General features: G+C 35.9%; 26 protein-coding genes. 8 read left to right on the forward strand and 18 right to left on the reverse strand.

Annotated elements, in window-relative coordinates:
• The 3 genes from ACP69Y_RS09135 to ACP69Y_RS09145 are packed head-to-tail and all read left to right on the forward strand — an operon-like array spanning position 1 to position 4,776.
• Positions 1-1,881 (forward strand): Mu transposase C-terminal domain-containing protein, encoded by a 1,881-nt coding sequence (locus ACP69Y_RS09135; protein WP_425918052.1) that lies wholly within the window; start codon positions 1-3, stop codon positions 1,879-1,881.
• Positions 1,868-2,809 carry a TniB family NTP-binding protein gene (locus ACP69Y_RS09140; protein ID WP_425918054.1) on the forward strand — a complete coding sequence of 314 codons (942 nt, stop codon included), beginning with the start codon at positions 1,868-1,870 and terminating at the stop codon, positions 2,807-2,809. The genes ACP69Y_RS09135 and ACP69Y_RS09140 overlap by 14 nt, the downstream gene beginning before the upstream one ends.
• 11 nt (positions 2,810-2,820) lie before the next feature.
• A complete protein-coding gene (locus tag ACP69Y_RS09145) occupies positions 2,821-4,776 on the forward strand; it encodes a TniQ family protein (RefSeq protein ID WP_425918056.1) in 1,956 nt (651 codons plus the stop codon).
• Positions 4,777-4,802: 26 nt separating this feature from the next.
• Here ACP69Y_RS09145 and ACP69Y_RS09150 read toward each other — a convergent pair whose 3' ends face one another.
• From ACP69Y_RS09150 to ACP69Y_RS09175, 6 genes are read right to left on the reverse strand one after another with little or no spacing between them, the layout of a single operon-like run.
• Positions 4,803-5,300, reverse strand: coding sequence for a hypothetical protein (locus tag ACP69Y_RS09150; protein WP_425918058.1), 498 nt, complete (start codon positions 5,298-5,300; stop codon positions 4,803-4,805).
• Positions 5,301-5,302: 2 nt separating this feature from the next.
• Positions 5,303-5,749, reverse strand: a complete 447-nt coding sequence (locus ACP69Y_RS09155; RefSeq protein ID WP_425918062.1) for a hypothetical protein — start codon at positions 5,747-5,749, stop codon at positions 5,303-5,305.
• Between the two features lie 23 nt (positions 5,750-5,772).
• The gene (gene hxsA / locus ACP69Y_RS09160; RefSeq protein WP_425918063.1) at positions 5,773-6,435 is read right to left on the reverse strand and encodes a His-Xaa-Ser repeat protein HxsA; all 663 of its coding nucleotides are present in this window, start codon (positions 6,433-6,435) and stop codon (positions 5,773-5,775) included.
• A gap of 55 nt (positions 6,436-6,490) precedes the next feature.
• Entirely contained in the window at positions 6,491-7,654 is a 1,164-nt protein-coding gene (gene hxsC / locus ACP69Y_RS09165; RefSeq protein ID WP_425918065.1) for a His-Xaa-Ser system radical SAM maturase HxsC, read from the reverse strand.
• 29 nt (positions 7,655-7,683) lie between these two features.
• Entirely contained in the window at positions 7,684-9,105 is a 1,422-nt protein-coding gene (gene hxsB / locus ACP69Y_RS09170; RefSeq protein WP_425918067.1) for a His-Xaa-Ser system radical SAM maturase HxsB, read from the reverse strand.
• A gap of 1 nt (position 9,106) precedes the next feature.
• Positions 9,107-9,379, reverse strand: a complete 273-nt coding sequence (locus ACP69Y_RS09175; RefSeq protein ID WP_425918069.1) for a hypothetical protein — start codon at positions 9,377-9,379, stop codon at positions 9,107-9,109.
• 140 nt (positions 9,380-9,519) lie between these two features.
• On the opposite strand from ACP69Y_RS09175, the gene ACP69Y_RS09180 reads away from it, so the two are divergent.
• The 4 genes from ACP69Y_RS09180 (at position 9,520) to ACP69Y_RS09195 (ending at position 15,035) form a co-directional block, all read left to right on the forward strand.
• Positions 9,520-11,172, forward strand: coding sequence for a VPA1262 family N-terminal domain-containing protein (locus ACP69Y_RS09180; RefSeq protein ID WP_425918071.1), 1,653 nt, complete (start codon positions 9,520-9,522; stop codon positions 11,170-11,172).
• Between the two features lie 43 nt (positions 11,173-11,215).
• Complete coding sequence (locus ACP69Y_RS09185; protein ID WP_425918073.1) at positions 11,216-11,899, forward strand: hypothetical protein; 684 nt, start codon at positions 11,216-11,218, stop codon at positions 11,897-11,899.
• Complete coding sequence (locus tag ACP69Y_RS09190) at positions 11,896-13,887, forward strand: hypothetical protein (RefSeq protein WP_425918075.1); 1,992 nt, start codon at positions 11,896-11,898, stop codon at positions 13,885-13,887. The genes ACP69Y_RS09185 and ACP69Y_RS09190 overlap by 4 nt, the downstream gene beginning before the upstream one ends.
• A 539-nt stretch (positions 13,888-14,426) precedes the next feature.
• Positions 14,427-15,035, forward strand: coding sequence for a DUF805 domain-containing protein (locus ACP69Y_RS09195; protein WP_425918077.1), 609 nt, complete (start codon positions 14,427-14,429; stop codon positions 15,033-15,035).
• Between the two features lie 209 nt (positions 15,036-15,244).
• Here the strand turns inward: ACP69Y_RS09195 and ACP69Y_RS09200 are convergent, their stop codons facing one another.
• From ACP69Y_RS09200 to rutD, 8 genes are all read right to left on the reverse strand, one after another.
• The gene (locus ACP69Y_RS09200) at positions 15,245-15,658 is read right to left on the reverse strand and encodes a TM2 domain-containing protein (protein WP_425918079.1); all 414 of its coding nucleotides are present in this window, start codon (positions 15,656-15,658) and stop codon (positions 15,245-15,247) included.
• A gap of 244 nt (positions 15,659-15,902) precedes the next feature.
• Positions 15,903-16,775, reverse strand: a complete 873-nt coding sequence (locus tag ACP69Y_RS09205) for an NAD(P)-dependent oxidoreductase (protein WP_425918081.1) — start codon at positions 16,773-16,775, stop codon at positions 15,903-15,905.
• 9 nt (positions 16,776-16,784) lie between these two features.
• Positions 16,785-18,140, reverse strand: coding sequence for a pyrimidine utilization transport protein G (rutG, locus tag ACP69Y_RS09210; RefSeq protein ID WP_425918083.1), 1,356 nt, complete (start codon positions 18,138-18,140; stop codon positions 16,785-16,787).
• Positions 18,141-18,173: 33 nt separating this feature from the next.
• Positions 18,174-18,683, reverse strand: a complete 510-nt coding sequence (rutF, locus tag ACP69Y_RS09215) for an NADH-dependent FMN reductase RutF (protein ID WP_425918191.1) — start codon at positions 18,681-18,683, stop codon at positions 18,174-18,176.
• Between the two features lie 170 nt (positions 18,684-18,853).
• The gene (gene rutC / locus ACP69Y_RS09220; RefSeq protein ID WP_425918085.1) at positions 18,854-19,234 is read right to left on the reverse strand and encodes a pyrimidine utilization protein C; all 381 of its coding nucleotides are present in this window, start codon (positions 19,232-19,234) and stop codon (positions 18,854-18,856) included.
• Between the two features lie 20 nt (positions 19,235-19,254).
• A complete protein-coding gene (rutB, locus tag ACP69Y_RS09225; RefSeq protein WP_425918087.1) occupies positions 19,255-20,016 on the reverse strand; it encodes a pyrimidine utilization protein B in 762 nt (253 codons plus the stop codon).
• Positions 20,013-21,128: a pyrimidine utilization protein A gene (gene rutA, locus ACP69Y_RS09230; RefSeq protein WP_425918089.1), complete on the reverse strand. Its 1,116-nt coding sequence runs from the start codon at positions 21,126-21,128 to the stop codon at positions 20,013-20,015. Before rutA ends, rutB begins: the two co-directional genes overlap by 4 nt.
• A gap of 338 nt (positions 21,129-21,466) precedes the next feature.
• The gene (gene rutD, locus ACP69Y_RS09235; RefSeq protein ID WP_425918090.1) at positions 21,467-22,288 is read right to left on the reverse strand and encodes a pyrimidine utilization protein D; all 822 of its coding nucleotides are present in this window, start codon (positions 22,286-22,288) and stop codon (positions 21,467-21,469) included.
• 439 nt (positions 22,289-22,727) lie between these two features.
• Between rutD and ACP69Y_RS09240 the strand changes: the two genes are divergently transcribed.
• Positions 22,728-23,315, forward strand: coding sequence for a hypothetical protein (locus tag ACP69Y_RS09240; protein ID WP_425918092.1), 588 nt, complete (start codon positions 22,728-22,730; stop codon positions 23,313-23,315).
• A 42-nt stretch (positions 23,316-23,357) separates the two neighbouring features.
• Here the strand turns inward: ACP69Y_RS09240 and lysM are convergent, their stop codons facing one another.
• From lysM to fabD, 4 genes are all read right to left on the reverse strand, one after another.
• Entirely contained in the window at positions 23,358-23,840 is a 483-nt protein-coding gene (lysM, locus tag ACP69Y_RS09245; protein ID WP_425918094.1) for a peptidoglycan-binding protein LysM, read from the reverse strand.
• 196 nt (positions 23,841-24,036) lie between these two features.
• A complete protein-coding gene (acpP, locus tag ACP69Y_RS09250; protein ID WP_004651013.1) occupies positions 24,037-24,273 on the reverse strand; it encodes an acyl carrier protein in 237 nt (78 codons plus the stop codon).
• 86 nt (positions 24,274-24,359) lie between these two features.
• A complete protein-coding gene (fabG, locus tag ACP69Y_RS09255; protein ID WP_424620138.1) occupies positions 24,360-25,094 on the reverse strand; it encodes a 3-oxoacyl-ACP reductase FabG in 735 nt (244 codons plus the stop codon).
• A complete protein-coding gene (gene fabD / locus ACP69Y_RS09260) occupies positions 25,091-26,077 on the reverse strand; it encodes an ACP S-malonyltransferase (protein WP_425918096.1) in 987 nt (328 codons plus the stop codon). The genes fabG and fabD overlap by 4 nt, the downstream gene beginning before the upstream one ends.
• Positions 26,078-26,119 lie beyond the last annotated feature (42 nt).

Consider the following 26,119-nt stretch of genomic DNA (forward strand, 5'->3'; position numbering starts at 1 on the left):
ATGGAAAACTCTCTTTTTATACCTCAACCTGGTTTTCGTTTTTATTTTAAAGCACATCCTGTTTATATTTTTGAAATCGGATCTATAACCTATAATGCTATTCGGTATGCTGCTATAGCTGGTGGAAAGTCATTTTCAATAACACCCAACGAATTCGAAAGCCGCTATAAATTAGGCGAAATTTTATGTGTATTTTCACCTGAGAAACTCATAATCAACCCAAAATATAGTTTAGAACTTCATCGCAAAGAGCGCTATGTTATTAATGCATTACAACTATTGGAGCACCCTACAAGTATTAATCTGCTTTCCGAATTAATCCCCCAAATAGCTTCCGACATTAATGACCTTAACCCACCTTCGTGCCGTACTGTGGCAAGATGGATCAATAAATATAAAAATTCTTCTCAGAATAAACTGAGCTTGCAAAATAAATATTCAGGTAATCGTAGTTTACGATTCTCTCCTGAAATTTATCAAATTCTAAATCAAGCAATTAATGAAATCTATTTAAAGCCTGAATACAGAAGTGGTAAAGACGTACAAGCCTATATGCTTGGTCGATTCATGGAGCAAGGCATCCCATTAGAACAGTTGCCAACACTTCGTAGTATCCAGCGACATATCAAAAAATTGGATCCTTATATTGAATTTAAAATGAAAAAAGGATCCCGAATAGCGAAGAAAAAATTTCAAGCTGCTGGCAAAAGTATCATTAGTCCATTCGCTCTTTATATGGTCGAAATTGATACACACTATTTAGATCTAATCGTTATTGATCCGGAGACGAAACTTGCCTTAGGCCGACCATTTCTCGCATGTGCAATTGACATCTACTCTAGAGCCATTGTTGGCACTTATATCAATATGTATCCCCCTAGTGCTGCAACTACATTAGAAGTTATCAAAGATATGATTACTCGGCCAAACCAAAAATTACCAGGAGGAATCCCAAGTATCGTCATTCCAGATAATGGTGTGGAGTTTAAAAACAATGCTCTCGAACGAGTATGTGAACAGCTGAAAATTACTTTGACTCCTTCCCAAGTAGGTACACCTAATAACAAACCTCATATTGAACGTTTTTTTAGTACGCTCACACATGGAATTATACAAAAACTACCGGGTACAACTTTTTCTAATCCAACGGATAGAGGTGAATATAATTCAAGTAAAATTGCACAATTAACTTTAGAACAATTAAAACAATATATAGATACTTGGATTCATGAGGTTTATCACCGATCTATCCATCACACGACAGGACGTTCACCTATCATCATGTGGCAAGATGCCATTGAAGATATACGACCGAGTTTTCTTACAGATATAGATGCAAAAATTTTATGCCGTAGGCCTATTGAAAGAAGCATTAATCACGGTCAAGTACGTGTAGATGGTATTAGTTATTTTTCACATGCTCTAACTACACTACAAGCTAAAGGCATAAAAAAAGTTACCGTGCTTATAGATGATTTAAATTTAAATGAAGTTTTTATCATTAATCCCGACAAGAAAGATGTAATCATTCAAGCAGATTCAACCAATCAAGACTATACATTTGGATTAACACGAGCAACCCATCTTGAAGTTCAAAAACTAAAAAAAATCCAATCTCGATCTGATAAACAAAAAATTGGTCCGATGTCCGATTTATATTATCTGTATAAACTTATGCATGAGATTCAAACTAATCTTGTGAGACGAAAGCCAAGATTGAAACCACTTACTCTTGAGCTTCCCAAGCAGCTACAGAGGATCGAAGAACAACTATTCTCAAAAGACAAGGATATTGCTGAACAAGCTGTTTCCACAATAAATGTACCCACACCAATTAATCAATTTGGTTCATTGGAGGTTTTTAAACATGGAAAAATTTGAGAATCGTTTTGAAAAAATTCGTTCTATTAACAATATTGTTATTACTTCAAATGAATTCATGATGGCCTTCACAGGCATACAAGATTGCGTAAAAAGAAGTATTTCATTTAGTGAACCAGTTGGATGTATGCTTCTTGCTGAAGGAGGACTTGGAAAAACAACCCTCTGTAAAACAATCTTGAGTCTTATGCCTCGTACAGAAAAAATTGAGAAGGATCATAAGAAAAATATCATCCCTGTATGTTATGTAGAAGTGCCATCGCCTGCCACAGTTAAAGCCTTAGCAATAACAATGCTCAAAGAGCTCGGTGATCCAACTTATGAGAATGGATATGGTACTACTGAATACCTAACTAGCAGACTGATTTATTTACTAGCACAATGCGAAACTAAGCTTATATTCTTAGATGAATTCCACCATTTATTTGAGCGTAAACCGACCTCTACAAGAATGAATCGAACTACTGGAAATTGGCTTAAAACTCTAGTAAACCGAACTGGAATTAGTTTTTGTTTAGTTGGCTTACCTGAGTTTGTCCCGCTACTTCAAGTTGATAGCCAGATTGCACGTAGATTTCCATTCATCTACCACCTCAATCCATTAACTGTCGATCCTTCAAATGGCGGAAGCATGTATGCATTTCTTGCTGAAGTTGCAAGAACACTCAATAAGCAAAATATCACTTTCTCACCACCTCTAAATAGCCAGCTCGTAGGCATGCAAATTCAACTAGCAACAAAAGGCTATCACTCATACGTAATGAGCCTGATTAGAGAAAGTATCGCACATGCTTTACATGATAATAGGCAAGTAATAACTCCCCTTGATTTCAGTTATGCATGGAAATTAGGCATTACGCTCTACATCAGCAAACAAAATAAAAATCCATTTGAAATGAACATTCCACAAATCATTTCATTAATTTAATAGTCAGAATTATGCAAAATCCTCTTTTAATACAAGCAATACCTCATGAAGATGAGTCACCAATGAGTTTCTTGTTAAGAACAGCAGAACTCAATGCACATAGTTCAATTTTTAATTTAATAGGCAAAGAAAAGTATAAATCTATCATTCGTCAGTCTTTGAATTATCATATTTCTGATATGAAACGCTTCACTCAAGTTTTAGAAGCATTAAATCTTGATAGTTCTTATAAATTTCTAGCTTTTGAAAGATCAAGGCCAACCAATAGATCTCCTATAATGATTGGAACAATTGAAGTCCCCCATGAATTATTAGAATTAGAAGGTTTACGCTACTGTCCCACTTGTCTTTCTGAAAAAGCATATCTTAGAAAAATATGGACATTAAAGCCTATTCATGCATGTCCTATACATTCTTGTTTGTTAATTTATTCTTGTCCTCAATGTAAGAATTTTCTTCTCCCCAAAACAGGGGTTCTAAACTGTTCTCGCTGCGGTTTTAAATTAGATAAAGGACCTGTACAGAAGGTAAAATCAATGGAAAGTGTCTATTGGTTTCTTGACATACTGACTCATAGTTCAAATAAATTTTTTTCAGATTTTGCATCATGCTGGAAAGCATTCAATTCTTTCTTAAAAGATGATAATTCCAATACAAATGAAAATATTTTTTTTAAAGTGTATGAATATTTTTCTGACCCAGAGACTTCTGCCATAAAATTAAGTGAAAATATTAACAATAGAAGTGAGAATTCTCATCCACGTATTCTATTGCTACCATTTCTAAAACATAAAAAACTTTTCAAAAAGCATATTAAAATCACCGAAAAGAATTCTTCAGAATATAGAATTAGTGAAAATAGAATTTCCAGAAATCTTAGAAATTATGAAATACAACTAATCTTAAATATTTCTCGATTTGAGCTTGAGAAATTGATAGAAAATGACTTTTTGAACCTTGGACAGAAAGAACTCTACAAAGGAGATATTGCTAGCAGAGACATAGAACGCTTCTTAATTGATACATATTCTCAGCCTAAATCTGCACTTCTCACAAGCATCGAAGTACCCGCAGACAATGATAGTATGCAATTAAAGGATGTTGCTAAGTTGTTAGATATCAATTATGACATTGCTAGAAAACTAGCAAAAGGTGGATGGTTCAAATTAGAGAATACAAATGAAAGACCACAGACTTTCAAAAAATATTCAAAAGAAAAGGTGAATGAATTCAAAGAAAATTACATACTCGTTAGTCCACTAGCAACACAGCTAAAAGCATCTCCAACTAATCTAGTGGAAAAATTAGGGGCTTTAGGTATTAGGCCTACTAATGGTCCACATATAGATTCAACTGCAATAAATATTTTTTTAAAGACTGATGTCCAAGATGTAAAGCCAGATGACTTAATTATGATTAAAGGTTATCCGACTCGTTCTGGAAGGCAAAAAAATGCCTTAAATGAAATATCGCATAGTAAAGATTATTACTCTTTAAAAAATGCTGCCGCACTCTTAGAAATCAGCCCCAATAAGGTTGCTGTACTTGTTCAAAAAGGAATTCTTATAAAAGATAAGAATAATCCTTTATCAGTTCAAATAGAAGCTAGCTCACTATTAAGTCTGAAGAACAAACTCAATAGCGAAAATTATATTTCCTATATAGATGCAGCAAAGCAATTAAATTGTCCCATAAACTGGATGAAAAAATATTGGTGTCATACAGGCTTCTTCAACATTGAAGATCTAACTTACTGGAAACTTATCAATAAGAATGAGTTAGCTGAAGTTTTAAAGCTAAAAGAAGAATACATTACTGGTGCTGAGGCAAGTTCTCTCTTAGGAATGCGTCATTCTCATATCACTAACCTACAGAATCAAGAACTTATAAAGCCTTACTATTTTGGTAAAACTGAAAAAAAAATTAGGCTTTTTAAACGTTCTGATGTATTAGGTCTAATGGCTTAAATTTATTGAGTCTATAATATTGATTATCACTTTTGATTATGCGTTCTTCGTATAATTAAAAGCGAATCATTTGGAATTTCTACTTTCACTTTGATAGAAACCATATCCCCATTTTGATCTTTAGCTTTAGATGTATATTGGACTAAAGCATTTTTCCCAACACCTCTTAACAAGACTTCAGCATCTTTAATTTCTATGTATTCACCTTTCTTCTCTCCAATTCTGGCTTCAGGAAAAAAATCTTTGAATACTAATTTGATATAAATAAGGCTATTTTTATCATCTTCTCGTACAGAACCTAGTGTATTCTTAATAAAAATATTTGTATCTTTTCCTGCATAAAAAAGATATACGACACTGGGAACGATTAAAATATAAACCAACATTAACAATAATTTTTTATTTTTATAGTCATTCTCATTTTCAGTTAAATTTTCATTATTTAATTTTTCTGTTTTTAATTGATTTATGATTTTATCAATACAAAATTTTAGTAATAAACTTAAAAAAATCATTGTAATCAAATTCAATAATTTCCACCATAAAAAGCAAACACAAAGGCCAAGCCAAAAACTGAAAGTAAAAACTTGATAAAAAATTTTCCAATTCGATCAACACTTTCTTTCAAATCTAATTTAATAAAAAAAAGATTCAATAATTTTTTGGCTAACTTTTCTCTAAAAGAAAACAAGGTGATACATATATTTTTTAATACACTTAATATACCAACTAAAGTATTTCCGAGAGCATAGTGTGACCCTAAAAACAACAAATACACAAAACAAAATTTAACTGTGATAAGAAAGAATAAAAGACCATCCCCCAACGACAAATCTGTTGGAAAATAATCAATATAAATAAAATAGCAAAGTATAAGGCATATACCAAAACCAATGATAAACTTAGTAATTAGCCCACTAAATCCTATTAGCCATTCTATCTTCAAGAATAGAAATTTAAGAAATTCTGACATTTTTTATTTTTGAATCTAAATTCTTAGTAAGAGTCTTCAACAAAATTGACCGCTGGAATTCCTAGACTATTTAATAATTCTGTAGTCATTCGACCATTAACTGTTAATACTTTATCAACTTGATAATTTGCAATAGCTTTTCTTGTGTTCTTACCCAAATCGCCATCAATTTTTCCAGAATAATAACCGAGTCGTAGTAAAGACATTTGTACACGTTTCACCTGTAGCACACGAGCCAATACCGGGTCTTCTGTTGCTCCAGTATTAACTGAAGTAGAGTTACCATAGAAAGGATTAGAGGCTGTATCTGTCCGTGTAGGTACATTACTATATGTTTTTACAGTTATATTTGAACTTTTTTTCGCAGTTGAAGTAGTTCCAGCATATGAACTACTCGTACTTGGTGCACTATAAGTCGGTACAGAATAGGTTGGAAGTTTAGAACTTGAATAGCCCGAATAACCAGTACCAGAATAATGACTCGAATGACTTGAGTGGCTACGATGACTTGAGTGACTTCGATGTGCAGCAAACACATTTTCGTACTCATAATTGAGAGGACGAATTGATACTGGCTCTAAGTTATCATAAGAATCGACAGTCACATTCGCCATTGCTTCCGCTTTATTATGAACGATTGGAGCTGATACAGCAAAAAGAGCTAACGATTTTATAAATTTACTCAAGTTTCAACCGCCCCAGAAAATAATAAGATACTAATTAAAAAATATATTATGCAATTTATGTGCTCATAATATCAACAAGTTTAATTGGCGATAACGTAGATGGCACCCACCCAGATTTATACCAACTAAATAGTCCACAACAATCAACTTTAATTTCACAAGTATTACATACATCATCATATGTATTTTTCCAATCAGAGATACTTTTTGCTGCATATTGCCATAAGCTTTGGGGTAAACAGCATAGTGGAATATTCATCAAAATTAATCGAGTTTTAGTACTTAGCAATAAATCTACCGCTGCATTTAATTGATCCCACCAATCCTTAATATCAACTTGGCTAAGTTCCTTATTGGCAAGTGCAAAACCGATAGGTTCACATCCAATCAGAGCGACCTCTTTTACAAATGGAAGGTTGGTTCGTATATAGGCACAAAGATCAATTAAGTTCTCTAATACAGGCTTAACCAAAACAATTCTTAATTGTATCGGCTGTACGTAATGCTGGAGGATATATAGACCTTCTAATGTTTCTTCAAAAGCCGAATGTTGCTGCACCACAAAATCATGTAAGAGATCTGCATGACCATATAATGGGACAAGCCAATTCACTTTCGTTTCAAGATTAGATAACACTGATTCCGCTATCTTAGGATTACTAAACAAGCGACCGTTCGTTAATACATCAATCTCAGTTGAAGGAAATTTATTATGAATAGTATCAATGATTAGTCTTAACTGTTCATCAAGTAGTAATGGCTCACCACCCGTTAAGCCAATATTCATTGGTTCATAGCTGAGATGATCAATGATTTCTAGTGCTTGTTGTACTAACCATGAATCATCATGCTTAGTAGGCGGCTGAGAGCACATGATGCAATAGTTATTACATCTGTTGGTTAAAAACAAAGTATGGTGAGTATCACTTGCTCTCAAAAGTACGCTTAGGTTCTTTTTATATGGATCAATAGCAACCACGTCATTTGATTCTAGTGCTTGTTGTTCTGGAATAAAGAGATTATTTGCACCAACCCTTTCAAGCAAGTCAGAGCTATAAATTGAATAAAGATTATCTAGCCCTGCCTGAATATATCGATCAAAAATTTCAACTTCCTGAACACTAGTAACTGGCACTAAAATAGATTGATTAGGCAACCACTCTACATCCAAGTTATCGAGATTAAGTACCCTAAAGATTTGTGGAGTATGTTTTGTCACTGAGTCTAGCTTTATTTTTCTCATCTTATCTACTTACTAAAGGCCCATTGGTTTGCTAACTTTCTAAACTTGTCAGAATTTTGGTACTTTTTAAATATCAAATCGAACAAACCCATGTAACGCTTACAATGACTGGTTAAATGTGTTGGTGGAGTCATCGTTTTGAATTCGTTATAAGCACTGATAGGATCAGGCCCACAATACGGTAGATAAGCACATTGACTACAACTTGGATCATTAAAATTCAAACTTGAAGTAATGATATTTCTTTGTAGATTAGAGCTTAACAATTGAGATAAAGGTTCACCAATTTTACCCAAGCGTAAGGAAGTATCTCCAGTTTCTTTTAGCATACGAGATTCATCACTGGGGTATACGTATCCATCATAGTTATAGACAATACACCCCAGTCCAGCGCCTGATGGGCTTTGAAGATCAATATAACCTTGATCAAATGGGGAAAGGATTTTATTTAATAAGATCGCTGAATGGACTTCTATTAATGCATATCCTCTATCATTCCAATAAATAACACGCTCTAATGCTTTCTCATAAAAATCTAAGAACTCAGCATGAGTTGGGGCAAGTCGCTTTGAGTTCTTCTTAGCAAATCCATAATCACTCAAACCACGAATAAAAATATCCTTAAATCCTAATTGAACATATGCATCTACAATCTCATTAGGATAATTCAAGCTTTTACGTGTAGTCGTCATTAATGCAGAAACTGAGTCTTGGCCTAATTCTTGACGTGCTAGCTCTAAGCCTTTAATAGTTCTTTCATAAGCATCTCGATTAACAATCGGTCTATTTTTATTGTGTAAGTCTGCAAGACCATCAATACTTGTAGACAATACCACTTGATGTTCTTTGAAAAATAAACACATTTCAGAGGTTAACTGGTGCAATGTTGTAGTTACTACAAAACGAATAGATCTATTGTGCTCTTTGTTTTTTTCAGTAATGTATTCAATCGCAAGTTTTACTAAATCATATTTGATTAAAGGATCTCCCCCTTGGAACTCCACTGTTAAAGTATCTGATGTACTTTCAAAGATAGTATCGCAGGACAAGAGTAAATCTTTTCTGGAAATAGTGAACTCATCTCCTGCTTGTTGGCGACTGACTTGGCAGTAAGAACATGAGTGCATACATTGAATTGTCACAACAATAATGTGTAATGAAGTTCCTTCTAAAATTGTTGATTTCTTTGCGTGTAATCTTGAGGCTAAAGCTCGCTTTGAACCAATAGCATTTTGACTAATCAGAAAGAATTTGGATTTCAATTTGAGATAGAGATCCAAATCTAATGATTCATCTTTAGCAATGATTTTTTTTAAATTATCCTGAGAAATAAACTCAAAATCGCCTGTAACACTGGTTATGAGATAGTTATCATCTGCCATTCGTTTAAAGTTAAATGGCATTAGTTCCACATTTTTAAAAATCATTTTACTTACTTATACTTGCTAAAATAATTGCGTCAACAAAAGACTTTTGTTGTGGACTAATTTGCTTATCCAACTCTTGACGTAATTTAAAATCATTTAAGAAATTAAGAATTAAATTTTTTTGATACGAATCTTCAACTTTAAAAAAGAAATGTTGAGAATCTAATTGCTCTATCTCGTATGTAATTGGGCAAAATTTCAATGCTTGTACGATTTCATCCAATGACATTTCACTATAAATATCAAAGCCAAATAGAATTAGTTTTTGACTCACTTTTACCCCATAAAATGATAATTTTTATATCCTAATTTTATAATAACTTAGATATTAATGAACTGACTATTCAATCTGAAAAATCTTTAGTAGTATCAAACAAATTAAACAAAATATGAATCAAATATTCCAGGTAAAATATGGACAATAGTTCAGCAGCATTTTTAAATGATTTTAAGTGGGCAGTAATTAGATTAGCAACCATACAGAGAATGCCTGGTGAAAAAGGAGAACTATTGTTTGCAACAGTTACTCTCCTAACACCAAACCGCAACCCACCTCCAAAAATGGATGGGTTTGAAAAACATAAAATTAAAAAAACAAATATGACAATTTGTTTTCGTAGAACGATATTAAATGCGACAGATGCTATCAATTGGTATCGTTCACTTCAATTCAATTCAAAAACACCAGTACCAAGCCTACAAAATGAGATTGAAACGAATTTAGATGGTATTGATATCCAGATATCAAATTTAATAGATGACCCTATATGGCCAAATCTTGGATTTCCTATGGGTGAAAGTTTATTTAAAACTCGTACTAGCGAAAGTGACCCTGTCCCTTTTGTTGGAAATTCAATAGCTAGAGTACATCGTCGGTTTGGGAACATATCAAATGTATCAGAATTTTTCCTTGATGATTCATCTATACAATTTATTGCTAGGCGTTTGCATGTAAATTTAAAAGATTATCAAGAATATTTAGGCAGTATTTGTCTAATAGTACCAGATCCAATTATAAGGAAAATTGACAACTTTCTAATACCTGCAAGTGAACAAACAGGTGAACGTATATTTTATCGTTTTATACCACACGTGGGACAAAGTCTTGACCAACTTAAAATAGCAATGTTTGATGAACAAGCATATCTACTTTCAAACTTTGAAATAGCCGAAATACCTGCTGATGGCATTCTTGATATTCAAAAAGGTAACTGTTCTGGTACGTATGGTTATATAATTACCCATCCAATTCATGGTGTATTAAATTACCATGCACCTACTGGCTTTATAAGATCTGTAAATTTTTCTATGGGTATAGTAAGTGAAACAAGAAAAGTTACTGTTCCTATAAGCGAATCACCAAAATCTAAATCAATAGAATATTCCGTCAATAGAATAACTAGAGAGAATACAAGTGTTATTGGTGATGAATTACTCACTCCAAATATTAATGTAAGAGTAGGTATTGCAGCCCGGCAACGTCAAAAAGTAATCGATGCAGCACATTACGATCAACGATGGTTTGGTAAAAATACACGTGAAGAAGCAATGAAATTCTTAAGAACTCGTATAGGTAATGCAAGGCAACGTATAATTGTTGCTGATCCTTACTTTGGCGTCTTACAGATTCCACAATATTTGTTAGCAATTACAAATAATCAAGTTCATGTGACAATTCTAACTTCTAGACTTGCATTTGAATTATCTTCTGATTCAGAAAATAATAACGAACCAAATTTCTCAAAAGTTTCATTAATGACTAAATTTAAAAAATTTGAGAAAGAAATTAATAAGTTTAAGTTATCTGGAAACTCTCACTTTGAAGTTAAAGTCCTTCAAGGAAAATCTCCAGACTTACATGATCGTTTTTTAGTAATTGACAATGAAGTTTGGTTTTTAGGCAACTCATTAAATACATTGGGAACACGTGCATCAATGATTATAAAGTTACCAAATCCCGATGAAGTTCTCGAAGAACTAGATAAAATGACAGAAAAGTCAAAAGATTTTAGTTTTTATCTTCAATCACAACTTAATTCTTTAGAGACTAAAAATAAGAGTTTATAACTTAGGGGCTATCTCTTATCTCATCTTTAGGGAAATTACATACATGCTTAATAGAAAGAATATCTTAGAAGTCCAAGATATATCAAAACCTGAAAGAAAAATTCCTGAAAAAGAAATTTTATGGCCGGTTCAGCAAGGATATAGTTTTGATAATACTATTAATAATGATAGTAGTTGTTTTCCAAATCTTGAAGCTATTGTACTAAGAAATTCAATAAATGAACGTGCCCATCCTTTAAATTCATTTGGAAAAGCCATTTCAAATGCATTTGAACGAATTTGGATAATTGATCCTTATTTTTTAAATCCTGACAAAGGTACACAAAATGATCGAATAGATATAATCATTAATTGGCTAATACACCCTGAAATGCTTGCATCTGATATAAAAATACTAACAACTAATCATGGTAATGACGAAAAAATTAATAATGAAATTGTGGAAAAATTTAAAGATTTTGAAGTACTAATTAATAATGAAAGATTGAACTCAAAAAAAGGAGATGGTTGCAATATAGAAATACTTTTTACTCTCACTAAAAACTTTAATTATATACATGATCGATTTGCGATTATTGATAATGAGCTTTGGCATTTTGGTGCAACAGTTGGAGGTTTTCATTCATCTGTAAATGCAGCGACACGTGGATGGAATGCTTCAGATCACGGTGCTATTGAGTTTTTTGAGTTAGTTTGGAATAAATGTCAATTAGGAAGTAAAACATGACAAAATTAAATTGGGTAAAAGAACAAGCGCATTCTAATCAGGATATTCTAGATAATTCATCAAATTCTCATATACAAGATCTATCTCATTTTTTAAGTAAACTCCCATATCCAATGCCAGTATCATTCACTAAAATTGTAGATTGGATCATCACCGATTGTACGAATTTATCAGATCTTAAAATTAAAATTTATGATCTCATTCTAGAAATGCAATTAGGTGAAGAAAATATCGATAATTTAATACAGATAGTTAGAGCAGAAGCCCTTTTTAAAAGCCCATCACTTGAAACATGGAAAAATATTAGAAAAATAAGTAATGATAAATGGCATTTAGATTGTTGGCTCATTGAAGCCTTACCAGTTTTTAGTGAGTTTCATTTAAAAGCTGAAGAGGCATATATTAAAGTGGCATTAGAAGTTATCTTCGCATTAGACAACCATGAATTAAGTTCAGAATATGATCGTAGAAATGAGCAACGTAACAATCTACTAAGTAATTGGAAGAACCTATCTGAAACAAAGAAACTGGATGAAATTTGGTGGGGCTTAAGAGGTAATTCAACTTGGGACTATGAAGAATATCCTCTATTTCAAGTATTATGGAAACTTTCCCCTGAGAAATTCATTAATACTCTGCAAGAAATTCAAAATCCATATATTGTCGATGCAGCTTTTTTTGCAACAGGTATATATGAAGATTTCAATGAATGGAAAAAGCTAGTTAATATTTTACCCATAGCGTTCAATAGTAATACAAAGTGGAATGGATCTTACCTTCTACCTTTAGCATTAGTTGTTGCACGTGATCAATTATTAAAATCCGAAAGATATTCCCCTAACGTGTCTTTCACAGAGAATCAAAGAAAAGAGCAAGAACAACAAATTAAAAAGCATAGTATTAATTTAATCAAAGAGATAACAACAATATTATCTTATAGAGAAGATGCTTCTTCATTATTTGCTCGATGGTCGACTTGGCTAATGAGACAATTATTATCAAGAGGAACAAAGTATATAAATGATATACATACATCCTCTTTTATTGATTACAACTTGATTGAAGAAATTGGACGTACAATATTTGAAAAAAATCTAACTACCCCAGAATGTATTATTGAGAATTCTGATTGGGAACCTTGGTCTTATCAATGTGTTCTTGCTTCTCATGCAAACAGTAAATTTATTCCCCTACCTGATAGTACTTCATTTATAAATGAGTGGAAATTAACTATTGATGACTGGAATGAGAATAAAGGTAAACAATTAAGAAAACGGGCAGAAATATTTATTTATGCAAACAATGAAATCCCTGGTGACTTTGCAAATTATATTGTATCACCATCGGTATTATCATCTTCGGCTGTAGATAATTGGAAAGAATTATGGGAATTAACATACCCACTTCGTGAGATTGTGGAATTTGGATACCCAGATAATAATAAATTAGGTAAAAAATATGATAGTAGTACTGAAGCTAATAAATTATTGTGGTTAGTCTTTCAATTTGGATTAGCAACATTTGATCAACTTATAAATTTAAATATTAACAATATTTCTAAAGCTATGGAACTATATAGTATATTAATTGACGCTTCCCATGAAATGCAACAAATTGATTATTTTATAGATAGAGAAAAATGGCTGAAAGCAAGACAATTATTAGCAATAAAGCATCTACTCTTAGAAAATTATTTCATTATGAACGATAAAGATTCTAAAAATATGATAGATATTAAAGAAGCAAAATTAACTTTTTCTGAATTTTTAAAAAATGCGGAATATGATCCTGAAGAATTATTAGGTTTGATACAAATTGCATTAGAAAATATATCTAACCAACAAATCATAAAGGATAAAATTCTTGATGCAAAAATTGATTTAAAAAAAGTCATCCAAACAGCTTTTTTCTTAAATTCAATTAGCCCCACAAAATATCCTTTCAATAAAGATCAACTTAATCAATTTAAAGATTTAATTACTATATGATGCTTTAGAACTAAAAATTAAAATGACATCTGTTGTGTCGTTTAAAAGTGGCATCGAATGTCGTTAGATAAGGTAAGGTATTGCTTAGTCGTTTTGAAAATAACAACTTATATGTCGTTCAACGATAATTGTTCAGATACCTATCACTATTATTTCTAGCTATATAGCAACAATTAGTTCTAGCTCAAAGAAAGTATGCAACAAACCACTTTTCAGGAAATGACATCAGATGTGTCGCTTTATCCTTAAAATGTCACTGGTTGTGTCGCAATTCATTGTCATTATGAGTCGCAATTTTTCTAAGTTATTGAATTTAGATGGTTGAAAATGACAACATATGTGTCGCGTGACGAGATTCAGAAAATCCCGCTCTTGTAGCGGGATTTTTTATCAAAAGATAAAATGAATATAAAAAACAATAGCAATACAGCAACTTATGAATAAATAATCAGTTTAATTTTTAAACTGTTCTGCTATTATGAAAGTGAATAACAACACTAAATTTACAACTTAATACCCATAAAATCACAGAGGTTAAAATGAAAGGAAGTATTTTGGATTTTTCAATCCAGACCAACACCGGCATTATCAGTGGCGATGACCAAAACCGCTACAATTTTACCGGTGCAGAATGGCGTGGACAACGCCAACCTGCTCGTGGCGATCGTGTGGATTTTGATATCGATAATGCTGGTAGTGCAATTCAAATCTTTACAGCATTAGGCCACAGTAACCCTGTACAAAATATTTCCAATCAGTTAGACAAACTTTCCGATCAGAATAAAGCTGAAGAACAATTCAATATGATTGACTGGTTTGTTAAATGTTTAAAAAATTATGCGACTTTTACAGGGCGCGCTCGTCGTAAAGAATACTGGTTCTTTGCCTTGGTTCAATTTATTATTTTAGTTGTTGCTCAAATCATTGATGGCATACTCGGCACTGAATTTGTCTTTTATGCAATTGTAGCATTGGCACTCTTTATTCCAAGCCTTGCAGCAGCAGTTCGACGCTTGCATGATACAGGTCGCTCAGGTTGGTGGTTCTTAATTGCGCTTATTCCTCTAATTGGTACCATTTTATTAATTGTCTGGCTGGCAACAGAAACCAAGCAAGAAACGAATGAATGGGGACAACCTGCTAAATAAAGCAAATAAAAAAAGGGCGATAGCGCCCTTTTTGAATAGGGTCTGTTGACATTTCACAGATGCTTGCGACAGAGGACATTTTTTAGACGATACAAGGCATGACTTATAAGATTTAGCTATTCTAAATGAATAAGACATAACGCAGTAGCGGCAAAAAAATGTCTCTGTCCCGTAGGGTTATGGCTGAAATGTCAACAAACCCTAATCATTTAGCCGTATTTCCGGGAAAAATCTTCATCTGAGGTACACAAATAAATAATGAACTCGATGAAAGCGACGATTGCCGGAATAAAGGTCCAGCAGAAAATGAGATAAACAATTCCCCAGCCGATTTGCCCCAAATAAAATTTATGAATACCAAAGCCGCCAAGGAAAAAGGCCAAGATTGCAGCAATAATCCTGTTTTTCTCGCCCACTTGCGTAGGAAATACTGACGGTGAACTGAGGATATAAATGTCATTGGCCTGACCAGTTCCATCCACGGTAAAATCAACTTTTTGACCTCGGCCAGGTGGAATTTGCCCATGCCACTGTGCCCCAGAAAACTGATAGCGGTTTTGATCATCGCCGCTGATCACTCCCGAATTGGTCTGAATGGAAAAATCTAATATCTGCCCTTTCATATATACCCTTAGTTTTCTTTATATTATCTTTTTAAATTATAGGTTTAATTGTTCGAATTTAAAACAGGTATCGAGAGGCAGCTTATTCGGAGAATATCCCACTGTCAGTACATATAATTTTTGTTATGTCACTTTATAAAACAGAGCAGTTCACTAACTTCATGCCAAAAGCACTTCAAATAAAAAACCCGGACTTTTTAATCCGAGTTTTTTAATAGAGAGTTTAAGCTGAGGTGTGACAGATTTATCGCAACTCGATTTGATTGATCTTTTCCAAACCTTGTACAGCAGCAGAAAAATCTAACTGACTCGCGGATTCCTTCTCAATTAAAGCAAATTGCTGCTGAATTAAATGCATACTTGGAAGCCGCAATGACTCTTGCTGAATCAACTCTACAGCAATGCCAATATCTTTTTGCAACAAATCCAGCGCAAAGGTTTTATCAAAACTTCGACTGAGTACCCGCTGCGCCATAATATTTTCAGACATACTGCTTTTACCACTGGAATGATTAATACAGTTCAAAGCTGCTGATAAATCCACGCCCTTAGATTTCAATACAGTGAGACCTTCTGCCAACGCCCATAAGTGGGTGGCCATCAAGGTATTGTTAATCGCTTTCACCGCAAAACCAGAACCGCTTTCGCCGACATATTCAATGAGACCTGAAAATGCAGCAATGATCGGTCGGGCTTTGTCAAAAGCAGCTACATCACCACCAATCATCACGGTTAAGGTGCCTTTTTCAGCGCCGATGGTCTGACCTGAAACCGGTGCATCCAGATATTCAACCCCTATTTTTTTTAAGGCTTGATTTAACTGTTGTGCGGATTGTGGAACACCACTGGTGCAATCAATCCAGATACTACCTGACTTGGGTGGATGCGCTGCAATCAATTGCTCTACATCCGCACTGGTCGGTAAACATGAAAATATATAATCTGCTTGCACTGCTTTTTCTATATTGACAGATTGGGTTTGAAAGCTAATTGAATGATGATCTGCCCTGGACTGGGTTCTGTTCCAGACCCAGACTTCATGTCCAAGTTTAGGAAGATGGGAAGCCATATGCCATCCCATTGCCCCGAGTCCAATAAATGCAATTGTCTGACTCAAAATGAACTCCTATGGATGTGTGACTGGTGTAACTGAATTTTCGGTATCTACACAGGCTGGACTGGTTGCATCTTCACCACGATTCAAAAATAGATTCAGGGCAATCGCCGCTAAAGTTGCAGTACCAATACCGCCTAAATCGAAGATGCCAATTTTCAAGCTAAAGTTACCCGCTCCCATAATCAGGCTCACCGCAGCAATAATTAAGGTGCTGTTTTTGCTGAAATCTATTTTGTTATCGATCCAGATTTTTGCGCCAGCCACAGTAATTAAACCAAATACCATAATGGATGCACCGCCCAATAATGCCACAGGAATGGTACTAATCACGGCACCAAATTTAGGTGAAAGACCGAGTAAAATCGCGAACACACCAGCAATGACAAATACTGTAGTTGAATAAACTTTAGTTACCGCCATCACGCCAATATTTTCTGCATACGTGGTCATACCTGTACCACCAACCGATGCTGACATTGAAGTACATACACCATCTGCAAAGAATGCACGGCCCATATATGGGTCCAAGTTTTTGCCGGTCATCCCCGATACCGCTTTAAAGTGACCCAAGTTTTCAGCCACTAAAATCAGTGCGACAGGTGCAATCAATAAAATGGCATTGGCGTTAAAAACAGGACTATGCAAAGTCGGCAAACCAATCCAGGCCGCGTCTGAAATAATGCTAAAATTAATCGGTGTACCGAAACCCATGACATTGGTCATTAGGAAATAAATGAAATAGGCAGCTACAAGACCGAGTAGAAGCAATAAACGTCGCACCATCCCACGAGTAAACACTGCCACTACGCTGATACAGATAATGGTGACCACTGCCATCCATGTATCGAATGAACTAGCAGATACACTTTTAATGGTCACTGGCGCGAGATTCAAACCAATGATCATGACAATTGCGCCCGTCACAATCGGTGGCATCAGCTTTTCAATCCAGCGGGTACCGGTTTTCATGACAATTAAACCAATACCGGCATAAATCAAGCCACAGACCATAGTTCCGCCAAGTGCCAAGGCAAGATTAGGATTAGATCCTGCACCGGCATAACCGGTTGCTGCAGCAACTGCACCAATAAAAGCAAAGCTCGACCCCAGATAACTCGGCATGCGGCCGCCGGTAATCAGAAAAAATAAAATGGTCCCAATACCGGTAATTAAAATGGTCAAGTTCGGATCGAAACCCATCAACAAAGGTGCAAGCACCGTTGCGCCAAACATGGCAAAAGCATGTTGCAGTCCTAAAACAATACTTTTCCCCGCAGGTAAATATTCATCTATTTGCACAGGTGTTGTATCTAAATTGCCTTGATAAGGCTTAAATTCCGGAAACCACGATTCTTTTTTTTGCATGGGTTTCCCCTCCCCTCAATTAGGAATGTTGGATTAGTTCATAGGTTGTGGCTCGCAATATGCACGATTGAAATACATCAATGCATTCATACCTTGATTTTGTTTCATGGCTTTGACCTGACAAATCAGTACATCATGACTGCCGACTGACATGCTTTGTACCACCTCACAATCAAATGACACCAGTGCATCCTCTAAAACTGGTGCCTGTGTGAGCAATGTCGACCATTTTCCACGCAAGAATCGTTCCGACATGGGCGTTTTTCCACCAAAGATATTTGATAATTCAGCATGATGTGCAGCGAGGGTATTTACGCAAAGCACCTGATTGCATTTAAAGGTTTCAAATACTGAGGCCGAACGGTTTAAACAAACCAACACAGTCGGCGGTGAATCGGTGACACTACACACTGCAGAAGCGGTAAAACCTGCCTGACCTGCTGCACCATCTGTGGTAATCACATTGACCGCTGCACCCAAATTGGACATGCCCTGTCTAAAAGTTGCCTGATCAATTTCTGTATGCGCTTCATGAGCCGTCATTTGAAAACTTTGCGCATGTTGTACTAAATCTTTTGTCGATTGAACCGATATGATTTTGCTGTTCATCACCACCTCCATCACTGAAATTCAACTGTTCATTATTCAATTTGAATTTCAGTTTTGTCCTTTATTGATATCAAAATTACATCTTTTTTGAGAAGTTTCTTAATTTAAACATGCGCGATAGATGCAATTTCAACTAAAGCATCCGGTTTCACCAGGCCCGTTTGTACGCAATAACGTGCCGGTTTATCCCCCGAAAAATACTCCGCATAGACTGTATTAATGGCGGCATAATCGGCCCAGTCTTTAACGAAGACATGATTAAAGGTCACGTCATCCATCGTCCCACCCGCAGTTTCAATGACTTTTTTGATGGTTTCCAAAATATGACGGGTTTGTGCGGCTGCATCCCCTACATGTACGACATTGTTATTTTCGTCAAAGGCCAAAGTGCCCGACACATAAACAATATTGTCCGCTTTGGTGGCAGGAACATACGGTGCAAGTGGCTTACCGGTGCCTGCTGGTAAAATAATTTCTTTAGGCATGTGTTTTCCCCTATAACGACTTAAGCTGATTTTTCTAAGATTTGTGATTTTGATTGAAAGGTTTCGACAAAGTTCTGCGTATCGGATACCCAGCCAAAAAAGGTTTTAATATTATATAAACTGGCTGCATGCGCTTCCCTCGGCCCTGCCTGATAACAGGCATCGTCCAGTGCAACACCAAAATACTCAAGAAAAAAGCCATCTCTTAACGTCGATTCCACACAAACATTGGTGGCAATCCCGACAAAAACCAGATTACGAATGCCTTTGCTGCGGAGCATGCTGTCCAAAGCGGTATTAAAGAAACCGCTATAACGGGGTTTTTCAATCACAATGTCTTGGGCCAAAGGTTTAAGTTCATCAATCAGCTCAAAGTCCCAGCCACCTTTCGCGAGTAATTTCCCATGTAATTCAGGATGCTTACGCATAGTTTTTAAGGCATTGGATTTATGAAAATTCGGGGAATTGATACCACCCGCTTCGACATATTGATCATCCCAGCCATTTTTGAAATAAATCACTTGAATGTTTGAAGCATGCGCGGCATCGACTGCTTTTTTTATGTTCTCCACTACAGGCTTGTTTTTTGAAACATCAAAACCTGCCAAGTCTAAATAGCCGCCTTTTGAGGTATAGGCATTTTGCATATCAATCACGATTAAAGCGGTTTGCTCAGCTGCCAGTTGAATCGCTTCAGGTTCTGCCTTTAACACTTTTCCAGTGCCAGCGGCTTGAGTAAATCCTGCACAAACCACATTTTCTAAAGATTTATTGGTATTCATGCTGACTTCTCCAAGACTGAAACTTGAGTTGCTTCACCTTCAACTACAATATGCTCACGACATTTCATGAGCGGTTGAATTTTTTGCCCGAAATCTTCTACGCCTTGAATAAAATCATCAAAAGTTAAAAGAATGCCTTCAGTTCCTTCGATTTCACCAATTTCATCCAGCATTTTTGCGACATTTTCAAAAGACCCCACAAGGGTGCCCATATTGATATTGACGGGTGACACACTGGATGCCATTTGACGAATATTGGTATCTGCACCAGATTTGGTATCTTTACCGCCTTGGTTCATCAGCCAGTTAATCGCCTCGACATCTGCCCCATCGTTATAGCTTTGCCATTTTGCAAAAGCCTCTTCATCGGTCTCTGCCGCAATGACCATGAACAACACATAAGTTTGCACATCACGGCCGGTTTTATCGGTATGTACCTTTAAGCGATCATTAATATCTGCATAAGCCTTAGGTGTATTTAGACCTTTACCAAAGACAAAGTTGTAGTCTGCATATTTAGCCGAAAACTCTAGCCCCGTATCGGACTGCCCTGCACAAATGATTTTCATATCGGCTTGTGGAACTGGACTTACGCGGCAATCATCCATTTGGAAATGTTCGCCTTTAAAGTCCGATTGTCCAGTCGCCCAAAGCTCACGTAAAATTTCGACATATTCAGATAAATAGTCATAACGTTTCGCAAAGTATTCATCACCCGGCCACATGCCCATTTGTTTATATTCAGGTGCTTGCCAGCCAGTCACCACATTCAGACCGAAACGACCATTGGAAATGGAGTCAATGGTGGAAGCCATGCGTGCCACAATTGCAGGCGGCATAACCAAAGTTGCCGCTGTGGCATAAATTTTAATTTTGCTGGTCACCGCAGCAAGACCCGCCATTAAGGTAAATGTTTCGAGGTTATGGTCCCAAAATTCGGTTTTCCCGCCAAAGCCACGTAGCTTGATCATCGAGAGTGCAAAGTCAAAACCATAATGTTCTGCACGTTGCACAATTTGCTTGTTCATTTCAAAACTAGGTTTATATTGCGGTGCATTTTCAGACAGCAACCAGCCATTATTTCCGATTGGACAAAAGACACCTATTTTCATTATTAACACCTCATTTTTACCATTTGGTTATAAATATGCTTCAAGCATTCAACTTGATTTTTTATAATTAATATTTAGCAAATGCTATGCCAACTATATTTAATTTATATTTTTCAATATTTTATAAATATATTATTTTAACAAACAGTAAAATAATCAATAAAGCATGTGCACTGTTATAGCGATAAGGGCTCCAAAAAAATGCATAATCTTAAAAATTTGATAAATTAATTTTTGAGTAATGCTGGAATTTTCTAGGTAAAAATTAATAAAAAACCGTGATCTTAAAATCACGGTTTGATAAAAAATTTACCGGTTATTGCTATAAATAAGCCTGCTTAATTCGAGAATGAAACCACTTTTAAAAAATGATTGTGAAAAAATTGCAGCATGGTTTTGTTTAATAACTCTGGCTGTGTAACTGTAGATGCATGTGCCCCTGTAACAAGCACACTGAGTTGCCCATGACCGAGTCGCTGTTGTAGATCACTCGACTTGTGGACTGGCACTAAAAAGTCATCCTGATTGGCAATGAAATGCAGTTGGCTATGCAGCAATGCTTGTATATGCTGATTGTTGATTTTAAATTGTTGAACAGCTTGAATACGTTTCAGTACATTTTGAACCGGTGGGAAATCTTCAAGCTGAATATTTTCCAGCGTATTTAAATGCTGATGATTTTTTGAAATCCAGGCGGGTGGATATAGAAATAGCCCCTGTGCTCGCACATAGGCTTCAGCACCTGCGGATTTTAATAAATGAACTCGTGCTTCGAAGCATTTTTGGGTATGCGGATCGAGTTCATCCCAGGAGTTAATACAAGTCAAACTTAATAGTTTTATTTCAGATGACATTATTAATATAGCCAGTTCTGCACCAATAAACGCGCCAATCGCATGTCCAATAAAATGAAAACACTGAATTTTTTCTAATTTTATAATTTCCAGTAACTGCAATGCCAGACTAGTAATTGAATACTTATCTGGCAGAAGAGCTGAAGCGGCATGACAACCTTCCTGGTCATAAGTTAGAACATGAAAATGTTCTGTTAAAGCTGCAATTTGAGGTTTCCAGAAACTGCCATGCCCCCCCAAACCTGAAGCTAAAATTATATACTCAGCTGCTGAATTTCCTGTACATCGATGAATTTGATAGCTCATTTTTACCATTCATTAAAATAAATTTAATAACAAACAGCAAGAATTGTGCCTAAATAATCAAATAAACTGAGTCTATCTCATCAATATCAAATCCACGTTGCAGTAAAATATAGAGAATAAAATTTTATAAAAACAAGAAAAAGTAAAAATTTGAATCTAAAAAATTGCCTAACAAGATTTACTTTCATACTCAAATCTACAACAAAAATAGCTAAACCCAAGTCAAACCAAAAACTTAAAATAGATGAATACAACAAAGACGAATAAAAGAAAAAATGTAAGAAAAGAAGATGCTAAAACAAGCATCAAAAAATTAATATGCAATTTAATTGGAGTCAAATTTATAACACCCCCCCAACACTCACTGTCTGGTAATAGAACAGTCAGTGCGCTAGAAATGGCGATTCCTACCTATACTTTTCTTGAAAGGTGATGGTTCATGGACATAGCAACTGAAGATCCACTATTTCAATGTCACTATCTGCCGCGTTATTTTATTGGGCTGATCTTCATCCCTGCGCTATTTATTGTTTTAGCACAGCACTCACTCAGTAGCTTCAATAGGGTTCAAGATCTTAGTAGTCTGATTCAGTATTTATTACATCAACCCCTGTCGGGTTGGTTATTAGTGATACTGATCATTCTGCTGGCTTGTATTGCCATGAACATAAAACTTGTAGTTAGCCGCCAGACTATCTCCATACAAAGTATGGGAATAAAGCTCAATAACATGGTGCAGCATAATATGTTGTTCAAAGCCCAGCTTTATTCCTCGCATGCCTCAAGGTATCGTGTGCTTAAGCCGCTCACAACAAAGGCATTAGACCAAAAAAAGTGCTCTATCGGTTTTATTTTAAAACCTGAGTTTCGAAAGAAATATAAAATGGCACATCTTGATCTGAATATGTTAAACAAAGACAACCGACAACAACTGATCCAGATTTTAATGCAGCATTATTATTTAAATCCTAAATTCTTTCTAGGCAGAGAACAACTTGCCAGAAGAAAATTACAGCACAAATTTTAATAAAAAAAGGCGCTCATAGCGCCTTTTTTTATTATTCTCTACTTAAGCAGGAATACGAAGTACTTGTCCTGGATAAATATCATCAGCGTCTTTTAACAATGGACGGTTAGCTTCAAAAATTTTGTTATATTGATTGGTATCACCATAATATGCCTTTGAAATTTTAGACAGGGTATCGCCCGATTTAACTGTATAAAACTTACTTGCAGGTTCAGGCGTCGCAACAGTCATCTGATCATCAACTTTTGCGACATGATCCACATTCCCTACCGCCAATACAATTTTTTCACGGTCTGCCTGGCTTTGCACTTGCCCTTTAAGGGTCGCCAGATCAGAAGTGCTGTTATAACTCACAGATAAACCGGTTATAGGTAAGCCCAAAGCCTTGATATGTCCGAGTAGTTTATTTGCGATTTCTTGTGCAGAGGGCTCTGCTGGAGTAGTTGAAGCTGCTGGAGTTGCCTGTGGTTCTGCTGGTGCAGTATTTTTTTTACCAATACCTTTTATAAAATCAAAAAGACCCATTTTAGTTCTCCATCTTGTTATTTATGCTATTAAAAATAGTGTTCTATTTTTATACCTAAAATTCTGCTTCAAAAAGATGCTCTTTGGTCATGTAAAGGTAACGGTATGTAATAAAAGACCCAACAAGCATTTTAATTTTTCATTAAAAAAGCCACCTAAAAGGTGGCTTTCATTTTCAGCAAAGCTGAAACAACAATTAACCTAGTTTCTTAGAAACATAGTCAATAGCTGATTGAACAGTTGTGATTTCGTTAGAATCTTCATCAGGGATAGTGATGTCAAAATCATTTTCGAAAGACATAACAAGCTCAACTAAGTCCAAAGAGTCAGCACCTAAGTCATCCATAAAAGATGCTTCGTTTTTAATCTCTTCAGCTTTAAGACCAAGTTGTTCTGCAACCGCTTGTTTGATACGTAGTTCGATATCGCTCACAGGAATTCTCCTCATTGCTTGTGGCGTTTTTAATGCCGTTAGTTTAATTGAATATCTAATTTTTTGAAAGTTTATACATCAGCTAATTAGCTCATGTATAGACCGCCATTCACATGTAAAACAGTACCAGTAATGTAATTCGCTTTCTCGCTAGCCAGAAAGCTCACTGCATTTGCGATATCTTGTGGATCCCCTAAACGGTTCAATGCCACTTGTTCACTCATTTTCTTACGAATTTCTTCACTTAACTGTTCTGTCATTTCTGTTGCAATAAAACCTGGTGCAACAGCGTTCACAGTAATTTGGCGACTACCCATTTCTTTTGCAAGGCTACGGCCAAACGCTTCTATACCTGCTTTTGCAGCAGAATAGTTGGCTTGTCCCGGATTTGCAAAGTGGGCAACGACAGAACTGATATTAATAATGCGTCCAAAACGTGCTTTGGTCATGCCTTTTAAAACACGCTTAGATAGACGATATACGGCTTTCAGATGAATATTGAGAATGTCATCCCAGTCATCTTCAGACATACGTAGTAACAAATTATCTTTGGTAATTCCGGCATTATTGACGAGTGCCAAAACAGGACCATATTTTTGTTCAATATCTGTAACTAAGGCATCAATGGCAGCAGCATCTCGTACATCAAGCATCGCACCGGCCCCATTTTCAGCAAAACTTGCAGATAATTTTTCTGCGCCTGCTTCGGAAGTTGCCGTACCAACGACAAAATAACCGTCTTGAATTAATTGCTGAGCGATGGCTGCTCCAATCCCTCTGCTCGCACCTGTTACCAAGGCGACTTTACGTTCTTGTGTCATGCAATTTTCCCTTCAGCCACTAAAATGGCATTTAATGCATCTTCTAGACGGCTATTACTGTCCAGTGGAAATGCTTTTTTAATATTTGGCAAACGCTTTGCAAGATTGGCAAGGACATTACCCGGACCACATTCAACCACATACTCTACACCTTGATCTTGCAGGTACTGCATGGTCTTGGTCCATTGCACTGATTGATACAATTGTGCAGTCAATGCCTGACGCAAGCCTGCCACATCAGTTGCGATTTCTGCGTTCACATTTTGTATTACAGGAAGGTCAGGTAGCTCAATGGCAGTTTGTTCCAAAGCTGCCGCAAACTTTTCCGCAGCAGGTTTCATCAGTGAACAATGTGATGGAACAGAGACCGGTAAGGCAATCGCTTTACCTGACTGTTCTTTTGCCGCAGCCATTACCGCTTCTACTGCTGCTTTATCACCAGCAATGACCACTTGACCTTGTGCATTGTAATTTGCGGCTTCTACTGAACCGTTCGCCTGTGCATTGACTTGCTCACAAAGCTCAATCACCTTGGCATCTTCGAGGCCCAAAATAGCGGCCATCGCACCCTGTCCTTGTGGAACAGCTTCTTGCATAAGTTTACCGCGTAAATGTACCAGTTTAACGGCATCGCCTAAACTCATCGCTCCAGCTGCAACCAATGCGCTATATTCACCCAATGAGTGACCTGCAAGATATTTTGGTGCAACACCACCCAATTCCAACCACACACGCCACAAGGCAATACTTGCAGTCAGCAATACAGGCTGTGTAAATTCTGTTTGGTTTAACCCTTCACCACTTTGGGCAATGTGCCATAAATCAAAACCAATCGCTTCTGAAGCTTCGGCAAAAGTGTCGGTCACACCACTAAACTGTTCTGCAAGTTCAGCTAACATGCCAACTTTCTGTGAACCTTGACCAGGAAAAACAAATGCAGTTTTTATCGCTTGAGCTGCTTGCTCGAGTCGTTTAGCAGACATATCAAAATCCTTTCATGAGTCTAAGCTCTTTTACGAAGCGAA

It is taken from the genome of Acinetobacter sp. TSRC1-2 (assembly GCF_049895885.1).
In the GTDB taxonomy this organism is placed as follows: Bacteria; Pseudomonadota; Gammaproteobacteria; order Pseudomonadales; family Moraxellaceae; genus Acinetobacter.

Excerpts from the sequence above, each read along its gene's own strand:
- hxsB (WP_425918067.1), bottom strand. The coding sequence starts at position 9,105 with ATGATTTTTAAAAATGTGGAACTAATGCCATTTAACTTTAAACGAATG.
- ACP69Y_RS09180 (WP_425918071.1), top strand. The coding sequence starts at position 9,520 with ATGGACAATAGTTCAGCAGCATTTTTAAATGATTTTAAGTGGGCAGTA.
- ACP69Y_RS09145 (WP_425918056.1), top strand. The coding sequence starts at position 2,821 with ATGCAAAATCCTCTTTTAATACAAGCAATACCTCATGAAGATGAGTCA.
- fabD (WP_425918096.1), bottom strand. The coding sequence starts at position 26,077 with ATGTCTGCTAAACGACTCGAGCAAGCAGCTCAAGCGATAAAAACTGCA.
- lysM (WP_425918094.1), bottom strand. The coding sequence starts at position 23,840 with ATGGGTCTTTTTGATTTTATAAAAGGTATTGGTAAAAAAAATACTGCA.
- rutB (WP_425918087.1), bottom strand. The coding sequence starts at position 20,016 with ATGAATACCAATAAATCTTTAGAAAATGTGGTTTGTGCAGGATTTACT.
- ACP69Y_RS09190 (WP_425918075.1), top strand. The coding sequence starts at position 11,896 with ATGACAAAATTAAATTGGGTAAAAGAACAAGCGCATTCTAATCAGGAT.
- rutA (WP_425918089.1), bottom strand. The coding sequence starts at position 21,128 with ATGAAAATAGGTGTCTTTTGTCCAATCGGAAATAATGGCTGGTTGCTG.
- ACP69Y_RS09240 (WP_425918092.1), top strand. The coding sequence starts at position 22,728 with ATGGACATAGCAACTGAAGATCCACTATTTCAATGTCACTATCTGCCG.
- fabG (WP_424620138.1), bottom strand. The coding sequence starts at position 25,094 with ATGACACAAGAACGTAAAGTCGCCTTGGTAACAGGTGCGAGCAGAGGG.
- ACP69Y_RS09140 (WP_425918054.1), top strand. The coding sequence starts at position 1,868 with ATGGAAAAATTTGAGAATCGTTTTGAAAAAATTCGTTCTATTAACAAT.
- ACP69Y_RS09135 (WP_425918052.1), top strand. The coding sequence starts at position 1 with ATGGAAAACTCTCTTTTTATACCTCAACCTGGTTTTCGTTTTTATTTT.
- rutG (WP_425918083.1), bottom strand. The coding sequence starts at position 18,140 with ATGCAAAAAAAAGAATCGTGGTTTCCGGAATTTAAGCCTTATCAAGGC.
- ACP69Y_RS09200 (WP_425918079.1), bottom strand. The coding sequence starts at position 15,658 with ATGAAAGGGCAGATATTAGATTTTTCCATTCAGACCAATTCGGGAGTG.
- rutD (WP_425918090.1), bottom strand. The coding sequence starts at position 22,288 with ATGAGCTATCAAATTCATCGATGTACAGGAAATTCAGCAGCTGAGTAT.
- rutF (WP_425918191.1), bottom strand. The coding sequence starts at position 18,683 with ATGACGGCTCATGAAGCGCATACAGAAATTGATCAGGCAACTTTTAGA.
- ACP69Y_RS09185 (WP_425918073.1), top strand. The coding sequence starts at position 11,216 with ATGCTTAATAGAAAGAATATCTTAGAAGTCCAAGATATATCAAAACCT.
- ACP69Y_RS09195 (WP_425918077.1), top strand. The coding sequence starts at position 14,427 with ATGAAAGGAAGTATTTTGGATTTTTCAATCCAGACCAACACCGGCATT.
- ACP69Y_RS09155 (WP_425918062.1), bottom strand. The coding sequence starts at position 5,749 with ATGTCAGAATTTCTTAAATTTCTATTCTTGAAGATAGAATGGCTAATA.
- rutC (WP_425918085.1), bottom strand. The coding sequence starts at position 19,234 with ATGCCTAAAGAAATTATTTTACCAGCAGGCACCGGTAAGCCACTTGCA.